This is a genomic window from Pseudoflavonifractor sp. 524-17, assembly GCF_009935845.1.
Taxonomy (GTDB): Bacteria; Bacillota; Clostridia; order Oscillospirales; family Oscillospiraceae; genus Pseudoflavonifractor_A.
Map to the genome: position 1 here is coordinate 26,230 of NZ_QWEK01000022.1, position 16,652 is coordinate 42,881.

Here is a 16,652-nt window from a genome sequence, read left to right on the forward strand (position 1 = left end):
TCTCCTCCTTATCTGGCGCTGAGCTTGTTGAAGCCCATCTCATTGGTGGCGCCGGTAATGACCTGGAGCTCGGCGGTGATGGAGCCGTCAGCCTCCAGGGAACCGTCAAAGCCGCCGGCGATGATGTTGGCAGCCTCGGGATGGCCGATCACCTTGTCCATCTTGGGCAGGTGGATGACCATGTTGGCGTTGCCGCCGGTAACCACCGCGTTGGCGGCGGGGTCGGCGTCCGCAAGGGACTGGGAAGCGCCGTCCTGGCCGGCGTACTCGTCGGTGATGATGACGGTCTTGATCCCCGCGGCCTCCAGCTTCTTGCAGTTCATGATCAGGTCGGTATCCGGGTTGCCGAAGCCCTCCTGGCTGACCAGGGCGCCGTCCAGCTCCAGGAAGGAGGCCAGCTTGGTGGACCAGTCAGAGGAACGCTCCTTGTCCATCAGGTAGACGTTCTCATTGGTGATGATGACGCCCACAAAGTTGATGGTCTTGCCGTGCTGCTCCAGCAGATCGTGAATCACCGGGTTGTTCAGGTGGTGATAGGTGGTGTTCTTGTCGCAGGCGGACACGCAGTTGCCGCTCAGAATCGCGCCGTCCATGGTCTCGGTGGGGTTGAGGATGGTGGGCATGGAGCGCTTCATGTCAACGCCGTAGACGTAAGTGTCGTGGAGCAGGCCCTGGCTCTGGAGCATCAGGACATAGCCCACGCGGGGCAGGTCGGGGTACTTCTCCTTGCCGCTCATGACGCCGGAGGTCTCGTACACCTTGGTCTCGTCGGGCGTCAGGGTGCGGGCCAGCTCGCCCAGGTAGGTGGCGGCCTTCAGGCCGGCCATCCGGATGGCGTGCTCGTGCTGGTGCTGCTTGATGCCCTCCTTGGGCTCGCAGATCATGACCAGGTTGTGGAGCTTGGAGAAGGGGGTGTAGTCGGCGCCGGGGCCGGTCATGTCGATGATGCCCTCCTGGAAGCCCACCACCTTGCCGGTGGTGACCACGGCGCAGCCCTTGAGAACATGGGTCTTGCCGCTGCCCACAGTGCCCACCTTGGAGATGACGCCGGGGAACACGCCGCCGGGGCCCTCTACCTTGACGCGGGGCTCGATAACATCCTTAACGGGGATGACGCGGACAGACTCGCCGGGATGAACCACGTCGAATTCGACGCTGGCAAGATCCTCGTCCTCCAGCAGCAGAGCACGCAGCTCCTCTACATTGACGTAGAGGGTGCCGCTGTCCACCTTGGAGCAGTCGCCGAGCTTAATGTCGCTGATGTGAATTTCGCCTAATTCCAGCCGCATAGTCTCACTCTCCTTTTTGTAAATGAGGGGCCAGCGCCCCGTGGATAAGCCGATAGTCGATTTCCGCAAAGTCTTCGCGCATACTCTCCGGCGCGTCCTCCCCCCGCTGGAAGCGGGGCTTGAACTGCCGGCAGACCGCGAGGGCGGACTCAATCAGGGTGAGAGAGTCCATGTCCAGCCCCCCGGTCTCCCTGGTCAGCGCCACGGAACGGAAGGGTGTCTCGTTGGGCTTGACGCTGCCTGCCAGGGGATGGGTGAGCAGCTTGTGGCCCTGGTGGATCAGGTCGCGCACGGCGCACAGCACGTCGGTGTGTCCACCCTCCACAAACTGAAGGGTACACAGCCCGCCGTAGGCCTGACGGACTTTCTCGTTGTTTGTCACCAGAATCAAAGCCTTCTCTCCTTTGTGAAAACGGGGCGCAGGGTAGACCGGTTACGTACTGCCCTGCACCCTGTTAAAAACCTGAGAGATTCCCCCCGTAAACGGGGGTTGCCCCTTCGGCGCCACAATACGGAGATTATGGTCTTTTCAGAGTCCTGTCCGGCTGCGGTACCGTTACCTGAGAAGTTCGCGGCCCACTCGGCCATGGCCCGCTTATACCTTCGGTGGCCGTCCCAGTCTGATCCGGCGCTCTCCCGCAGTCATCATCCAGCTATATTGATTTTGTCGATGACCGTATTATAACATATCGGCTTTTTTAATACAATACCATTTAAACAATAAACATTATTCACAAGGCCCTATCTTTCCACGAATTACACAGTTTATATACTGATAGGTTTAAATTCAGAACAGTCCAGTCTTTAAAATAATGTCGTTTTTTGTAATTTTCCCCCAGGAAAAGGCGGGGATCAGCATCTGGGGGACACAGGGCCGGGGGGCGGGCTGAAGTCCGGCCAAAAAGGCCAGCCGGCCCACGATCTCCGGGGCGGAAAACCGCCGGCCCAGAGCGGACAAGTCCAGATCTCCGTCCCGCTTGGACAGCCGCCGTCCGTCCTCCGCCAGGAGGAGGGGCACATGGAAAAACTTCGGCTCCGGCAGGCCCAGAAGCCGGTAAAGCCAGCATTGCCGCGGGGTGGAGTCCAACAAATCACGCCCCCGGACCACCTGGTTGATCTGCATCGCTCCGTCGTCCGCCACCACCGCCAGCTGGTAGGCGTATACTCCGTCGGACCGGCGGACAATGAAGTCTCCGCAGTCCTGGTCCAAGCGCTGCGCAAAGGGGCCCAGATGTCCGTCCACAACAGACACCCGCTCCTCCGGCACCATCACCCGCCAGGCCGGCCGCCGGGTGCGGGCCAGTGCTTCCCGCCCTTCGGGGGAGAGGCTTCTGCACCGGCCATTGTAGACGGTCTGTCCGTCGGATTGGTGGGGGGCGGCGGCGGCGAGCCGCTCCGCCCGGGTGCAGTAGCAGGGGTAGATCAGCCCCTTTTCCTCCAGGGCGGCGAAGGCGGCGGCGTAGCAGGACGTGCGCGCACTCTGGAGGTAAGGTCCGTAGGGCCCCCCCTTCTCGTAGCCCTCGTCCCAGTCCAGGCCCAGCCAGCGCAGATCCTCCGCCACCTGCCGGGCGTATGCGCTCCGGCACCGGTCCGGGTCCAGATCCTCCATCCGCAGCACCATTGTGCCCCCGGCGGCGCGGACGGACAGCCAGGCCAGCAGAGCGGTAAATACATTCCCCAGGTGCATCCGGCCGCTGGGACTGGGGGCGAAGCGGCCCCTCACCGGCCCGTCCACTATAACCCCTCCGCCCGGCGGCGCAGCACAGACAGGGGCGGCACCGCCCGAGGCAGGTGGAGGGTGAATTTCATCTGGGGGGTGCGGGGCTCCGCCAGAGGACAGCCCTCCTCGTCCTCCATCAATGGGATTTTCAGGGAGAAGGGCGCCACATCGGGTCCCACCAGCTCCAGCGTATCTCCCGCCCGGAACTTGTTGCGCAGCGAGCACCAGGCCTGTCCGTCAGGGGTGCAGGACTCCACCACGGCGCACACCTGATAATCCCGGATGTAGCGGGCGTCGGCTGTGTACTGGCCGGGCTGGCCGAACCAGAAGCCGGTGGAGTAGTGCCGGTGGCTCACCTTCTCCACCTCGTCCCGCCACAGGGGGGACAGGGGCTGGCCGGACAGCGCGGCGTCCACCCCGTGGCGGTAGGCCCCGGTAATCACCCCGGCGTAGTAGGCGCTCTTGGCCCTGCCCTCAATTTTCAGGGAGTCCACCCCCGCCTCCAGCAGGGCGGGGATGTGATCAATCATGCACATATCCCGGCTGTTGAGAATAAAGGTCTCCCCGTTTTCCTCAAAGACAGGGAAGTACTCCCCGGGGCGCTTCTCCTCCATCAGGGCGTACTGATACCGGCAGGGCTGGGCGCAGGCCCCCCGCTGGGCGTCCCGGCCGGTCATGTAGTTGGACAGCACGCACCGGCCGGAGTAGCTCACACACATGGCCCCATGGACAAAGGCCTCAATCTCCAGGGTCTTGGGGGTCTTGGCTCTCAGCTGGGCCACCTCGTCCAGAGAGAGCTCCCGTGCGAGAATTACCCGGTCCGCCCCCAGGTCGTGCCACGCCCGGGCGGCGGCGTAGTTGGTGATCCCCGCCTGGGTGGAGATGTGCCGCTTGAGCCTGGGGGCGTACTTCCCCGCCAGCTGAAAGGCCCCCAGGTCCGCCAGAATGACGCCGTCGGCCCCGGCGGCGTCTATCACCTCCAGCCAGGCGGGGAGGCGGTCCATCTCCCCGTTGCGGGGCATGGTGTTGCAGGTGACGTAGACCTTGACTCCATGGGCACGGCAGTGGGCCGCCGCGTCCGTCAGGGCGTCAGGGGAGAAATTCCCCGCGAAGGCCCGCATTCCGAAGCTGTTTCCCGCCAGATAGACCGCGTCCGCCCCATAGGCCACGGCCATGTTCAGCCGCTCTCTGTCCCCCGCCGGGGAAAGAAGTTCCATGCTCATCATCCTTCCTGACAATACGGCGGGCGCGGTCAGCCGCGCCCGCCGTATTGCTCAGCCCCTTTTTTCACAACCGTCCTGCCAGGGCCTCCCGGCTGTGACTACAGGCTTTTATTGTTTAATTCTGAGTTTGGGTTTGATACCGCTCCTGGGTGGCGATAAAGTCCTGCTGTCCCTTCAGCGTACGGAAGAAGGAGTGGGTGCCGTCGTCCCCCAGGGCGTAGTAATAGTACTCAGTATCCGCCGGGTACAAAGCGGCCCGGATGGCCACAAGGCCCGGGTTGGAGATGGCCGTGGGGGGCAGGCCGGGGTGTATGCGGGTGTTGTAGGGGGTGTCCGCGTTTACGTCCACCACCGTGCCGCCGGTGACGTAGAGGATGGTGGCATCGATGCCCAGAGTGCTGCCGGTCTCGCTGTTGGGCCGCTCCAGGCGGTTGTAGATCACCGAGGCGATGTTGGTCTGGTCGCTGCCGTCGGTCTCCTTCTCAATCATAGAGGCGATGTTGACGATCTGGGCCACGGTATAGCCCCGGTCTGCAGCCACTTGGCGCAGATCATCGGTAAACACCTCGTCAAAGCGGAGGATCATCTTGTTGAGGATCTGCAGGGGGTCCCCGCCCATATAGAAGTGATAGGTGTCGGGGAAGAGATAGCCCTCCAGCCGGTGGTAGTCCCCAGTGGGCAGATCCTTCAGGAAGGAGTACTTAAACTGGTGGTTTGCGGCCACATCCCGGAGCTTTTCCACCGTGGAAACCTCATTCTGCTCCAGCAGGGCGAAGATCTGATCCAGCGTCATGCCCTCGGTAATGGTGATCTCCACCTCCTTGCGGCTGGCGGAGCCCTTGCCCATGCTGTCAATCAGGGCCCGGTAGTCCATATCCGTGTCCAGATCATAGGTGCCGGCGGTGATCTTGCTGCGCTCCTCTACCTTGGTGAGGGCCGCGAAGAGCTTGAACACAAATTTGTACTCAATCAGGCCGTTCTCCTCCAAAATATCGGCCACCTCGTCTACCGTGGCCCCCTCCCGGATGGCAATTGTGGCGGTATGGGGCGCCTTGTTCAGGGCCAGCATATCGCTGGCGGCCATCCAGCCCACCTTGGCCAGAAGGGCGGAAATGCCGATGACAAACACCACATAGAGCAGGGCGAAGAGGGGCCCCAGCCTGCGCCGGCGGCGCTTGCGGGGCGGGCGCTGGGGCTCCTCCTCCTGGCGGGCACGCCGTCCGCTCTCCCGGCCCCCCTGGGCCCGGCGGCCGGAGGCGCGATCGTATTCCTGTGACATGGACTCAACTCCTAACTGTGGGCCCGGGACGCGGCCCGGGATAGATAAAAAAGGTGGTGCACCAATTCCGCCGCCGGCGCATAGCATAAGTCAGTTCGGGAGGGAGCGGCGCTCTCTTCCAGAAAGATATGAGGTGAACTGTTTATGTGCTTTGGTAACAACGGTTGGGGCAACGGCGGTCTTTGGATTGTGGTCATCATCATCCTGCTGGTATGCTGCGGCTGCGGCGGCAGCTGCGGAAACAACAGCTGTGGCTGCGGCGGCAACAACTGCGGCTGCGGCGGCGGTGAGGTATGCTGCTGAGGCAGTCAGACCGCTACATGACAAGGCGGGGCGCAAGCCCCGCCTTTTTACTGGGCTTTTGGGGCGGAGAACATCCCGCTCTGGGTGATCACCAGGTCCACCGGCCGGTCATGCCCCTCCCGGGGGACGGCGTCCAGCAGGAAGCAGTCCCGGCACAGGGCCGCGGTAACGGCGGCAGTGCGGGGGAGATAACGGTCATAGTATCCCCCGCCCTGGCCCAGCCGATAACAAAAACGGTCAAAGGCCAGCCCGGGGATCAAAATCAGATCAAAGGCTTCCGGGGCAATTACCGGGCTGTCCTCCGGCGGTTCCAGCATCCCATACCGATGGCGCACCAGGGGCACGGCCCCGTCATAAAGGCGGGCCTCCATCTCTCCCGGAACGCCGGTACACCGGGGCAGGGCCACGGTCTTGCCCATCCGGAGCAGGGGCTGGAAGAGCTGGGCGGTGTCCAGCTCCGCCCCCATGCCGCAGTAGAGCAGGATGGTTCCCGCATCGCGCAGGGCGTCCAGATCCAAAAAGCGGCGGAAGAGCTGCCTGTCCCCGTCCTGGCGCTCCTGCAGGGTAAGGGCCTTCATCCGGGCCCGGATCTCCCGGCGCAGGGCCGCCTTTTCCTCAGTGATGGAAGTGTATGGCATCTCTGACCTCCTGGGCGGCCTGGGCCCCCTGGAGGACCTCTACCAGCTTCAGGCCGAATTCAAACACGGATCCGGCGGCCTCGGCGGTGACGATATGGCCGCTGTGGACCACGGGCGTCCCCTTCTCCACCACAGCGGAGCCCATCTCCTCCTCCATGCCGGGGTAGCACACGGCGCCCTTCCGGTCCAGTATCCCCAGATTCGCCAGAATGGTGGGGGCGGCGCAGATGGCCGCCAGATAGATCCCCCGGTCGTAGGCCCCCTGGATGAGGGACTGGGCGGGCAGGCTGCTCTGGATGGCGTACACGCCCCCCAGCCCGCCGGGCAGCACCACCATATCGGCCTGATCCGCGGACACATCCCGCAGCAGGCAGTCCGCCAGGACGGTGATGCCGTGGCCCCCGGTGACCTGGAGGGAGTCCACCCCCACCAGAAGCACCTCCAGGCCGGCCCGGCGGAGCAGGTCCGCCGGAACCAGCGCCTCCGCCTCCTCAAATCCCTGACCGAGCAGGATAAAAATCATTGTGATTTCCTCCAATCGTGATAATCATCTCAAAGGGGAGTTTCCGAATGAGCGCGGGAAATAATCTATAGTTCCCGGGAAAGCTGGGCCCAGATTTCATCGTGAAGCGCTGAGATAGGGCGCACCCGGCCTTCTCCATCTGTGCAGGAAACCGTCCGCCACCCCAGGCGGGCGGCGGCGGAGTGGGCGGTCCGGCGGCACAGGGCCAGGTAGTCCAGATCGGTCTCGTGGATGTCGCCGCTGGTGTGGGTGTCCCGCTCTCTGGCCCGGAGGAGCTCCGCCGCCTGCCGGGTGGGCATGTCCAGATAGATCACAATGTCTGGCCGGGGCAGGCCCAGCCGGGCGTGCTCAAAGTCGTCCAGCCAGTCAAAGAAGGCATCCCACTCCTCCGGGGGCAGCTTGCAGGCCTGGTGGACGGCATTGGAGGTGGTATACCGGTCCGACAGCACCAGCCCGCCGGTCTGATACCACGCCCCCCACACCTTTTTCCACGCGGCGTACCGGTCCACCGCGTAGAAGGCGGAGGCGGCGTAGGCGTTCACATCCCCGGGGCAGGCGCCAAATTCCCCCCGGAGATACATCTGAATCAGCGCGGAGGACGGCTCTTGATACTGGGGGAAGACCAGCTTCTGAAAGGGGCGCCCCTCCGCCTCCAGCCTCTGGCAGAGCAGACGGAACTGGGTTGACTTCCCCGATCCATCCGTCCCCTCAAAGACAATCACTTTACCGGACAATAAAATCCCCCCTATTTGCCCCGGACGCGCTGGCCCGCAGCCTGAACCAGCACCAGGGGGAGCTTAGCCATGCGGCTGATCCGCTTGGGGTCGTGAATCAGGCGGTAGCACCACTCCATCCCCATCTTCTGCCACCGCTCCGGCGCCCGCTGGGTGACCCCGGCGAACACATCCAGGGCGCCCCCCAGGCCGATCATAAATTTCGCGCCGGTGGCCGGGCCGTTCTGCGCCATCCACAGCTCCTGCTTGGGCGCCCCCAGGCCCACCAGCACCACATCCGCCTGAGCCTCCTGAATGGCGGAGACGACGGGGGCGTCCTCCTTAAAATAACCGTCGTGGGTGCCGCACACGGTCAGGCCGGGGTACTGCCCCCGCAGGGAGGCCGCCGCCAGCTCCGCTATGCCGGGCTTTGACCCCAGGAGGAACAGCCGCCTGCCAGTCCGGGCCGCCCAGGCGATAAGGCCGCTGGCAAAGTCAATCCCCGGCACCCGGCCTTTCAGGGGCCGGCCCAGAATGCGGGAGGCGTAGATCACGCCGATCCCGTCCGGCATGGACAGGTCCGCCTGGTTGAGCACCTCGCGGAAGGCCTCATTATCCCGGGCGGAGAGAATAAATTCAGGGTTGGGCGTCACCGCATAGTGAAAGCCGCCCGCCTCAATGAGAGAGGCGGCGGTGTGGACCATCTCCTCCAAAGAGAGATCGTCAAAGCGCACGCCCAGTACTTCGGTTTTCAAATCCACAGACCTCCGGATCAGAATATCATGTCCCATAGATTTTCCCATTTTAACACAAGGCGGCGGAAAAGTAAACCTGCCGCGATCATTGTCAGCCTGTGGAAAATGTTTTCGCCGGACTGAGCGCAGTGTTCAGCACTTCAAATTGGGGGAACCCTGACGGATCCCTTCCTCCAAAACCCTCAGATTTTGCTTTTTGACAATCTGCATGGTATCCCTATTTCACGAAAACAGATTGAGCCGGATCAGATCCCATGCTATAATCAAAGCGATCAACTGTCTGCAGGAGGAGAGAGGCCGCCATGAAAATCGCTTTATTGCAGATAGCTGCGGGACATACGCTGGACAGCACCCTTGACAAGGGGATTTCCTTTTGCCGCAGGGCAAAGGAGCTGAATCTGGCGATTGGAATCACGCTGCTCGAAGCGTGGGAGACCGGACCGAAAAACACGCTGATCCTATTTGACCGCTTTGGAAGACGGGTCCTTCAATTCTCTAAGGTACATACCTGTGATTTCGATGTGGAGCGGAATCTGACCCCCGGTGACGGTTTTTATGTCTCAGATCTGGATACAGCGTCTGGAATCGTAAAGGTTGGCGCCATGATATGCTTTGACCGCGAATTTCCTGAAAGCGCAAGAATCCTGATGCTGAAAGGCGCCGAGATCATACTTGTGCCAAACGCCTGCCCAATGGAGATCAACCGTCTGTCCCAGCTTCGGGCCAGGGCATACGAAAACATGCTTGCAATCGCAACCTGCAACTACCCCGCAGGGGTTCCCAACTGCAACGGCCGCTCAAGCGCCTTCGACGGCGTGGCGTATCTGCCTGACTGCCCCGGCTCCAGAGATACCTGCATTGTGGAGGCGGACGAGTCAGAGGGAATATGGATCGCCGCTTTTGACATGGAGATGATCCGGAAATACTGCCGCGAAGAGATTCACGGGAACGCCTACAGGCGCCCGCGCAAATATAAGCTCCTCTGCACAGAAAAAATAGACGTTCCATTTGTGCGGGCGGACCATCGGGAATAGAGGAGTCGCGTTATGGACGGTATCATGGAATTTTCCAGCCGGGAGAAGCGCAGGTGGTCGGAGAAAAACAAGGCGCTGCATTTATGGTGCGCACAGGGAAGAACTGCCGGCGCGCACCCGCTAAAACAAATTGAACCCGGCAGATCCCTGTGGTATAATCAGTATTGCCTCCGATGTGGTGATTCCCCATGTCCTTCAGGACTTTGCCGGCCACTACCAGCGGCCGGAGATCTTCGCGCCCCTCTTCGCGCAATATGTTCAGGAGAAGTCTGAATCATGTCAGGAAAAAGAAAATGGACCGTACGCCCGCCGGGGATGAGGCCCAGGGCCGGTCTGCCGCTGCTGCTCGCGGCGCTGATCCTGCTGGCGGTCTTTCCGCTGGCCGCCGCCACCACAGACGTGCAGGTCTACCATCTGGCGGTAAACGACACCCTCATCGACGTGGACACCGGTCTTACCGCCGCCAACATGCCCATCGCGGTGGGCGGCACTATCTATGTCCCCTACACCATTTTTGACAAAAACCTCTCCAAGGTGGACCTGGGCATCTCATGCAGCCAGGTCCACGAGGGGGGGATCCACACGCTTACCCTCTACAGCCTCAGCGGCACCCTGAAATTTGACATCAATGCCCAGACCTGCGAGTCCACCAACGGCCCTATGGATATGCGGGCGGTGGTGCGCAACGGCCGGGTCTACCTCCCCGCCAACGGCGTGTGCCAGTTTTTCGGCCTCCAGTACAGCTACCGCCCCACCCGTTCCGCAGGCGTGCTTATCCGCATTAAAAACAGCTACGCCGTCCTGGATGACACCCGCTTCATGCGCTCCGCCGCCTCCCTGATGCAGCAGCGGTATGACCAGTATGTTCAGCGTCTGACGGTCACCCCCACCCCTGTGTCCACTCCCGCCGCCACGCCGGCGCCTCCCCAGCCCTCCCCGGCGCCCCAGCCGACGCAGGCTCCGGAGGACCCAGAGGACCCAGACCGCCCGGAGATCCACACCCGCCTGGCTTTCGCCTGCACCGGCGGGCAGGGCCTGTCCGCCATTCTGGACGCCCTGTCCCGTCAGGGCCTGCGCACCGTCTTTTTCTTCCGGCCGGAGCAGCTGGTTCAGCAGGAAGCCCAGGTGCGCGCCGTCCTGGCCGCCGGACACCAGGTAGGCCTGCTTGTGGACGGCGGCGATGCCGCCGCAGGCGCCCTGTCGGAGGGCAGCCGGATGCTGGAGCGCATCGCCTGGACCCGCACCCACATTGCATGTCTCGACGGCGGCGGCAGGGCGCTGCGTACCACACTGGGCCAGGAGGGCTGGCGGTTTTGGACCACCCAGGTGGACGGCCGTACCGACGGCAGCGCCTTCCATGTGGGACAGCTGATATCCCAGGTACTGGCCGGCCGGGATACCGTCCACATCCTGCTGGACGACAGCAGCGTCACCGCCGCCGCCCTGGAGCAGCTCTTCCGCCGCATGGAGGGGGAGGAATGTCTCCCCTACTCGGTTTTGGAGACTGATTTGCCCTAGAGTCTGTTTGAACCCCTGCAAAACACCCAAAGGAAAGGGAGAAAACCCTATGAGAAGCGTATATATGGACAACGGCGCCACCTCTTACCCCAAGGCCCCCGGCGTGGGGGAGGCCATGGCGGACTATATTGTCAATGTGGGCTGTAACATTGGCCGGGGGGGCTATCAGTCCGCCTACGACGCCGCCTCTCTGGCCCTGGACACGCGGGACCAGCTCTGCCGGCTGGTCAGCGGCCCCGGCCCCCGCAATGTGATCTTCACCCCCGGGGCCACCTATGGGCTGAATATTCTCCTCAAGGGGCTGCTCAAGCCGGGGGACCGGGTGCTCACCTCCCCTATGGAGCATAACGCCGTGCTGCGCCCCCTCACCCAGCTCCAGGCCCAGGGGGTGCAGGTGGACTTTTTCCCCTGCAACGACAGGGGGGAGCTCCTCCTCTCCCAGGCGGAGGCCCTTATTACCCCCCAAGTGCGGGCGGTGATTCTCACCCACGCCTCCAACGTGTGCGGCACGGTGATGCCTGTCCAGGCGGTGGGGCGGCTGTGCCGGGAGCGGGGGGTGCTCTTTTTGGTGGACGCCGCCCAGACCGCAGGCGTCCTGCCCATCGACATGAAGGCCATGGGCATTGACGCCGTCGCCTTTCCCGGGCACAAGGGGCTTCTGGGGCCCCAAGGCATCGGCGCTCTGGTGCTCACCGACGCCTTGGCCGCCCAGATCGATCCTCTGGTGGCCGGCGGCACGGGAAGCGTCTCTCACGAGCTGGACATGCCCTCCTTCCTCCCCGACCGCTTTGAGCCGGGCACCCTCAACCTCCCCGGCATCTACGGCCTCCACGCCGCCCTTGCCTTCCTGGAGGCCCAAGGAGAGGAGCTCCGGGCCAAGGAGCGCGCGCTGGCCCGCCGCCTGTGGACCCGGCTGAGGGAGCTGGAGGGGGACGGCCTCCGGGTGACGGGGGCGGAGGACCCGGACCGCCGCACCGGCGTAGTCTCCGTGGACTTTCTCCAGGGGGACAACGGGGAGATGGCCTTCCGGCTGGAGCAGGGGTACGGCATCGCCACCCGCTGCGGCCTCCACTGCGCCCCTGCCGCCCACCAGACGCTAAATACCTACCCCCAGGGGACGGTCCGCTTTTCTGTGGGCCCCTTCCTGTCCGCTGAGGATGTGGACTATGTCCACGGGGCGGTGGAAGCCCTCCTCCGGGAGGGGCGGTAGCCTATGGCACACCGCATCTTCATTGTGGAGGACGACCCCTCCATCCGCCAGGCGCTGTCCGCCCTGCTGGAGCGATACGGCTACACCTGCCTTACCACCGGGGACTTTCACGATGTGGCCGGACAGATCCTCTCCTCCGGGGCCCATCTGGTACTGCTGGATCTGAACCTCCCCTACCAGGACGGCTGCCACATCTGCCAGCAGGTCCGCGCCGCCTCTTCCCTGCCCATTATCGTGGTCACCAGCCGGGACACCGAGCTGGACGAGGTGATGAGCATGAGCCTGGGGGCGGACGACTTTCTCACCAAGCCCTACCACACCCAGGTCCTGCTGGCCCGGATCGCCCGGCTGCTCCAGCGGGCCTACCCCGCCCAGGACGCCGCCCCCACCCTGCGATACGGGCCCCTCACCCTGGATCTGGGCCGGGGCGCCGCCTGCGTCAACGGCCAATCGGCGCAGCTCACCCGAAACGAAACCCGTATTCTCCAGCGCCTTATGGCCCAGCCAGGGGAGATTGTCTCCCGCTGCGCTCTGATGGAGGCCCTGTGGCACTCGGACGCCTTCGTGGACGACAACACCCTCACCGTCAACGTCACCCGCCTGCGCCGCCGGCTGGAGGAGCTGGGCTTGGGCGGCGCCCTCACCACCCGCCGGGGACAGGGGTACTGCCTATGCCTCTGAGCGCCTTTTTTAAGGAAAAGCTGGCTCTTCTGGGGGGACTGGCTTTGGGCTGCGCCTTCCTCAGCGCCCTGCTCCGGGCTCTGGGGCTGGGGGGACAGGTTATCGCATTTCTCTGTCTGGTGATGGCCCTGTGCGTCCTCCTCCCCTTGGGGGCGGAGTATGTCAAGCGGCGTGCCTTCTACCAGCACACCGCCCTCCTTCTGGATGAGCTGGAGGAGTCCTATCTCCTCCCCAGCCTCCTCTCTTCCCCCACGTTCTGGGAGGGGGAGTTCCTTCGCGACACCGCCGTCCGGCTGGCCCGGGACATGAACAATCAAGTGGCCGCTGCCCGCCGGGAGAGCCGGGACTATCGGGAGTATGTGGAGACCTGGGTCCACGAGATCAAGACCCCCATCGCCGCCGCCAATCTGCTGCTGGAGAACCACCCCGGCCCCCTGGCCCAGGGGGTGGGGGAGAGCCTGTTCCAGGTGGAGGAGTACGTGGAGCAGGCCCTGTTCTACGCCCGCAGCGGCGCGATGGAGCGGGACTATCTGGTGCGCAGTATGCCCTTGGAAGCATCGGTGCGCTCCGCAGTGCGGCGGTACGCCCGCCCCCTCATCGCCAACCGCTTCCAGCTGGATCTGGGGGAGTGGACCGCCCAGGTGGCCGCCGACCCCAAGTGGGTGGAGTTCATTTTGGGCCAGCTCATCTCCAACGCGGTAAAGTACCGGGGCCAAAATCCCCTGCTCCGCTTCGACTTCCAGTCCGAGCGGGACGCCGTCCGCCTCACTGTGGCGGACAACGGCATTGGCATCCCCGCCGCCGACCTGCCCCGGATTTTTGACAAGGGCTTCACCGGCGCCAACGGCCGGAGCTGCTCCGCCCGCTCCACCGGCATGGGCCTCTATCTCTGCCGCAAGCTGTGCCTGGGCCTGGGCTTGAATCTCACCGCCGCCTCCCGTCCCGGGGAGGGTACCCAGATTACCATCACCTTCCCCAAGGGCCGCCTGCACACCCTGTCAGAGTCATAACCCCCGCCTCTCCTTTGTTCCCAGGCGGGGCCGGTTCCTTTCCCAAATCTTGCCTTCCCAGCAAAAGGGCGGCTGGTGCTTGCGCACCAGCCGCCCTTTGACCTGTTAATCACAATCCACCCACAGGAGATGCTTCCCGCAGTGCAGGCACTGGAAGAGATAGCCCTGCACGCTGCCTGCGTTTTCCACGCTGCGCAGCACCTTCTCCGGCGCTTCGCCCCACTGCGCCCACATCGGGTCGTCTAAAACCTCCTCCACAAGGCCCATCTGCCTCAACTCCCGGTAGCCCACATAGCCCAAAAAGGCGCACCAGTCCCCGCAGTGGGCCCGCCAGTATTCCTGCTGCCAGCCGCGGTAGCCGGGTGTGCGGTGGATCAGCTCGTCCAGCGCTTCCGGGCAGTCCGCCCCCTCCTCTAGGGAGCAGTCGTCCTGAAACGCGCCGTCAAATTTCTGGGCCGCCCGCCCGCTGGCAATACACGCCGGACAGAGGGCCGTCACCTCCTCCACCGCATAAAAGGGGCCCTCGTAACAGACGCCGGCTGGTTTTCCGCAGCAATCACAGGTCACAGGGGGCTCCGCCACGCGGAAGGCCTGGGTCCGGAAGGGGTTGGGGTGGTAGCGGAACCGGGGCAGCTGCGCCAGAAGGGCCGCCTGCCGCGCCTCCTCCTTCCCGCCCCGGGGGCGGGGCAGGGCAAAGGCGTCCCCCCGCCCCTGGAGCCCAAGAAGCCGCCCCAGCCGCTTCTGCCCCTTTTTGTCCCCCCGGGTCACCAGGGGGCGCAGGGCGTCATAGGCGGTTTTGTATAGCTCCAAAGTCTCGCACACGTCCACCAGCACCCATTGGGCCTCCGGCGCGGACTGCTCCTCCAGCGCGTCCTTGTACTCATAGAGCGCCTGGACGCTGGCGGCGTCCCCTTCTGACGCCTCATAGTCCCGTTTCAGCGCGATATACCGCGCCCGATAGTCCTCCATTGCGCACTCCCCCTCGGCTTCCGCAGTCTTTATGGGATACCGCAGCCCCGCCTGTCTTAATAGATCACAGTGAAAGAAGTATATCACAGCTCCTTCATCCGGTCAAAGCTGCGGATGAGCTTTTGGGTATAGGGCTGCCTGGGATCTTCAAAGAGGGCCTCCGCCGCGCCCTGCTCAATGAGCTTTCCCCGGTGCATAATGCCCATATATCCGCTGGCCCGGCGGAGCAGGTCCAGGTCGTGAGAGATGAGCAGGTAGGACACGCCGGTCTCGGCCTGTACCGCCCCCAGCAGCTCCATTATCTGGGCCTGAACCGACACGTCCAGCATGGAGGTGGGCTCGTCCAGCACGATAAACTCCGGCCGGAGGAGCATGATCCGGGCCAGGGCCACCCGCTGGATCTGGCCGCCGCTGACCTGGCTGGCCCGGCGCTCCAGCAGCTCGGGCTGGATGCCGTAGTGCTTGATATGCTCCCGGATGATGTCGTCCCTCTCCCCCCGTTCCGCCAGCGGGTGGATCAAAAAGGGCTCCCGCAGGCTGTCCAGCACCGTCATGCGGGGGTTGAGGGCGGTGTCCGGGTGCTGAAAGAGGATCTGCATCCGCCGCCGGTAGGGCTTCAGCGCCCGGCCCCGGATTGTTAAGAGATCCACCCCGTCAAACCGCACCTTTCCCCCGTCCGCCGGCAGCAGCCGGGTGATCAGCCGGCCCAGGGTGGACTTTCCGCACCCAGACTCCCCCATGAGGCCGTAGGTCTGTCCCGGACCCACGGTGAGGGACACCCCGTCCACCGCCCGGCAGGGCCGGCCCGCCAGCCCGGAGCGAAAGGTTTTGGACAGGTTTTCCACTTCAAGCACAGCGATGACAGCACACGCTCCCTTCTCCGGCGGCGGTCAACTCCGGCGCTTCCCGCCGGCAGCGCTCCTCCGCGTAGGGACAGCGGGGGTGGAAGACGCAGCCGGAGGGCTGATCGGTAAAGGCGGGGGAAAAGCCGGGCATGGGCTTCATCCCCAGATGGGGCAGCGAGGCGATCAGTCCCTGGGTGTAGGGGTGCCGCGGGGCGGCGAAGAGGGCCGGGGCGGGGCCGGTCTCCACCACCCGGCCGCAGTACATGACCACAATCCGGTCACACAGCTTCCGGGCCAGGAGCAGATCGTGGGTGATGACCAGAAGGCCCCACCGCCCCTCCCGGCGGGACAGCCTCAGGGTGTCGTACACCTGCTCCCGCACCACCGCGTCCAGGCCCTTGGTGGGCTCGTCGGCGATGATCCACCGGGGCTGCGCCGCCGCCGCAATGGCAGTCAACACCCGCTGCCGCATCCCCCCGGACAGCTCAAAGGGGTAGCGCCGGGCGGTCTCCTCCGGGCGGGAAAAGCCCATCCGCTCCAGCAGCGCCAGGGTACGGGCCCTGGCCTCCCGCCGGCCCGCGCCGGTCAGGCGGAAGACCTCCTCAATCTGCCTGCCCGCCCGGAGGCTGGGATTTAACGACGTGCCTGGATTCTGGGCCACCAGGGCGATCTCCCGCCCCCGGATTTGGCACATCTCCCGTTCGCCCAGGGCGGTCAGCTCCCGCTTATCCAAAAAGATCCGGCCGGACACAGCGGCGGCGGGGAGCAGGCCCAGAATGGACAGTCCCAGCACCGACTTGCCGCTGCCGGTCTCGCCGATGATCCCCGTGGCCTCCTCCTGGCGGAAGGAGACCGTCGCATGGTTCACCGCCAAAACCTCCCCTGAGGGGGTGGCGAAGCGGACGCACAGGTCGTTCAGGCTCAGCCCCATACTTTTCCCCT

The 16,652-nt window shown here is 64.2% G+C and carries 18 protein-coding genes and 1 riboswitch; of the genes, 6 read left to right on the plus strand and 12 right to left on the minus strand.

Translation table 11 applies throughout. The annotated features are described in order from the left end of the window. Positions 1-8: 8 nt before the first annotated feature. From D1159_RS09635 to mltG, 5 genes are all read right to left on the minus strand, one after another. Positions 9-1,289, minus strand: coding sequence for a glycine/sarcosine/betaine reductase component B subunit (locus D1159_RS09635; protein ID WP_161845461.1), 1,281 nt, complete (start codon positions 1,287-1,289; stop codon positions 9-11). 4 nt (positions 1,290-1,293) lie between these two features. Further along, entirely contained in the window at positions 1,294-1,671 is a 378-nt protein-coding gene (locus tag D1159_RS09640; RefSeq protein WP_347563669.1) for a GrdX family protein, read from the minus strand. Between the two features lie 156 nt (positions 1,672-1,827). Next, a riboswitch (glycine riboswitch) is annotated at positions 1,828-1,938 on the minus strand. Positions 1,939-2,076: 138 nt separating this feature from the next. Beyond that, positions 2,077-3,024 (minus strand): tRNA glutamyl-Q(34) synthetase GluQRS, encoded by a 948-nt coding sequence (gene gluQRS / locus D1159_RS09645; RefSeq protein WP_161845463.1) that lies wholly within the window; start codon positions 3,022-3,024, stop codon positions 2,077-2,079. Beyond that, a complete protein-coding gene (locus tag D1159_RS09650; protein WP_347563664.1) occupies positions 3,024-4,226 on the minus strand; it encodes a U32 family peptidase in 1,203 nt (400 codons plus the stop codon). The genes gluQRS and D1159_RS09650 overlap by 1 nt, the downstream gene beginning before the upstream one ends. 121 nt (positions 4,227-4,347) lie before the next feature. Continuing rightward, positions 4,348-5,511: an endolytic transglycosylase MltG gene (mltG, locus tag D1159_RS09655; RefSeq protein WP_161845465.1), complete on the minus strand. Its 1,164-nt coding sequence runs from the start codon at positions 5,509-5,511 to the stop codon at positions 4,348-4,350. A 144-nt stretch (positions 5,512-5,655) separates the two neighbouring features. On the opposite strand from mltG, the gene D1159_RS19175 reads away from it, so the two are divergent. Continuing rightward, a complete protein-coding gene (locus tag D1159_RS19175) occupies positions 5,656-5,814 on the plus strand; it encodes a hypothetical protein (RefSeq protein ID WP_202621015.1) in 159 nt (52 codons plus the stop codon). Between the two features lie 47 nt (positions 5,815-5,861). Here D1159_RS19175 and D1159_RS09660 read toward each other — a convergent pair whose 3' ends face one another. The 4 genes from D1159_RS09660 to D1159_RS09675 form a co-directional block, all read right to left on the minus strand. Further along, positions 5,862-6,452 (minus strand): 5-formyltetrahydrofolate cyclo-ligase, encoded by a 591-nt coding sequence (locus D1159_RS09660; protein WP_161845466.1) that lies wholly within the window; start codon positions 6,450-6,452, stop codon positions 5,862-5,864. Beyond that, the gene (locus D1159_RS09665; protein WP_161845467.1) at positions 6,430-6,975 is read right to left on the minus strand and encodes a DJ-1 family glyoxalase III; all 546 of its coding nucleotides are present in this window, start codon (positions 6,973-6,975) and stop codon (positions 6,430-6,432) included. The genes D1159_RS09660 and D1159_RS09665 overlap by 23 nt, the downstream gene beginning before the upstream one ends. A 65-nt stretch (positions 6,976-7,040) precedes the next feature. After that, entirely contained in the window at positions 7,041-7,709 is a 669-nt protein-coding gene (locus D1159_RS09670) for a deoxynucleoside kinase (RefSeq protein WP_161845468.1), read from the minus strand. An 11-nt stretch (positions 7,710-7,720) separates the two neighbouring features. Continuing rightward, entirely contained in the window at positions 7,721-8,449 is a 729-nt protein-coding gene (locus tag D1159_RS09675; protein ID WP_347563670.1) for a WecB/TagA/CpsF family glycosyltransferase, read from the minus strand. Positions 8,450-8,745: 296 nt separating this feature from the next. On the opposite strand from D1159_RS09675, the gene D1159_RS09680 reads away from it, so the two are divergent. The 5 genes from D1159_RS09680 to D1159_RS09700 all read left to right on the plus strand — a co-directional run bounded on the left by D1159_RS09680 (position 8,746) and on the right by D1159_RS09700 (position 13,896). Further along, on the plus strand, positions 8,746-9,477 hold the full coding sequence (locus D1159_RS09680) for a carbon-nitrogen hydrolase family protein (RefSeq protein ID WP_161845470.1): 732 nt from the start codon (positions 8,746-8,748) through the stop codon (positions 9,475-9,477). 276 nt (positions 9,478-9,753) lie between these two features. Next, the gene (locus D1159_RS09685; RefSeq protein ID WP_161845471.1) at positions 9,754-10,995 is read left to right on the plus strand and encodes a hypothetical protein; all 1,242 of its coding nucleotides are present in this window, start codon (positions 9,754-9,756) and stop codon (positions 10,993-10,995) included. Positions 10,996-11,044: 49 nt separating this feature from the next. Beyond that, positions 11,045-12,205 (plus strand): aminotransferase class V-fold PLP-dependent enzyme, encoded by a 1,161-nt coding sequence (locus D1159_RS09690; protein WP_161845472.1) that lies wholly within the window; start codon positions 11,045-11,047, stop codon positions 12,203-12,205. A 3-nt stretch (positions 12,206-12,208) separates the two neighbouring features. Further along, on the plus strand, positions 12,209-12,886 hold the full coding sequence (locus D1159_RS09695; RefSeq protein WP_161845473.1) for a response regulator transcription factor: 678 nt from the start codon (positions 12,209-12,211) through the stop codon (positions 12,884-12,886). After that, on the plus strand, positions 12,877-13,896 hold the full coding sequence (locus tag D1159_RS09700) for a sensor histidine kinase (protein WP_161845474.1): 1,020 nt from the start codon (positions 12,877-12,879) through the stop codon (positions 13,894-13,896). The genes D1159_RS09695 and D1159_RS09700 overlap by 10 nt, the downstream gene beginning before the upstream one ends. A 105-nt stretch (positions 13,897-14,001) precedes the next feature. Here the strand turns inward: D1159_RS09700 and D1159_RS09705 are convergent, their stop codons facing one another. The 3 genes from D1159_RS09705 to D1159_RS09715 form a co-directional block, all read right to left on the minus strand. Beyond that, the gene (locus tag D1159_RS09705) at positions 14,002-14,865 is read right to left on the minus strand and encodes a CbrC family protein (RefSeq protein WP_161845475.1); all 864 of its coding nucleotides are present in this window, start codon (positions 14,863-14,865) and stop codon (positions 14,002-14,004) included. 83 nt (positions 14,866-14,948) lie between these two features. After that, positions 14,949-15,719, minus strand: coding sequence for an ATP-binding cassette domain-containing protein (locus D1159_RS09710; protein WP_161845476.1), 771 nt, complete (start codon positions 15,717-15,719; stop codon positions 14,949-14,951). Beyond that, positions 15,712-16,641 carry an ABC transporter ATP-binding protein gene (locus D1159_RS09715; protein ID WP_161845477.1) on the minus strand — a complete coding sequence of 310 codons (930 nt, stop codon included), beginning with the start codon at positions 16,639-16,641 and terminating at the stop codon, positions 15,712-15,714. The genes D1159_RS09710 and D1159_RS09715 overlap by 8 nt, the downstream gene beginning before the upstream one ends. Positions 16,642-16,652 lie beyond the last annotated feature (11 nt).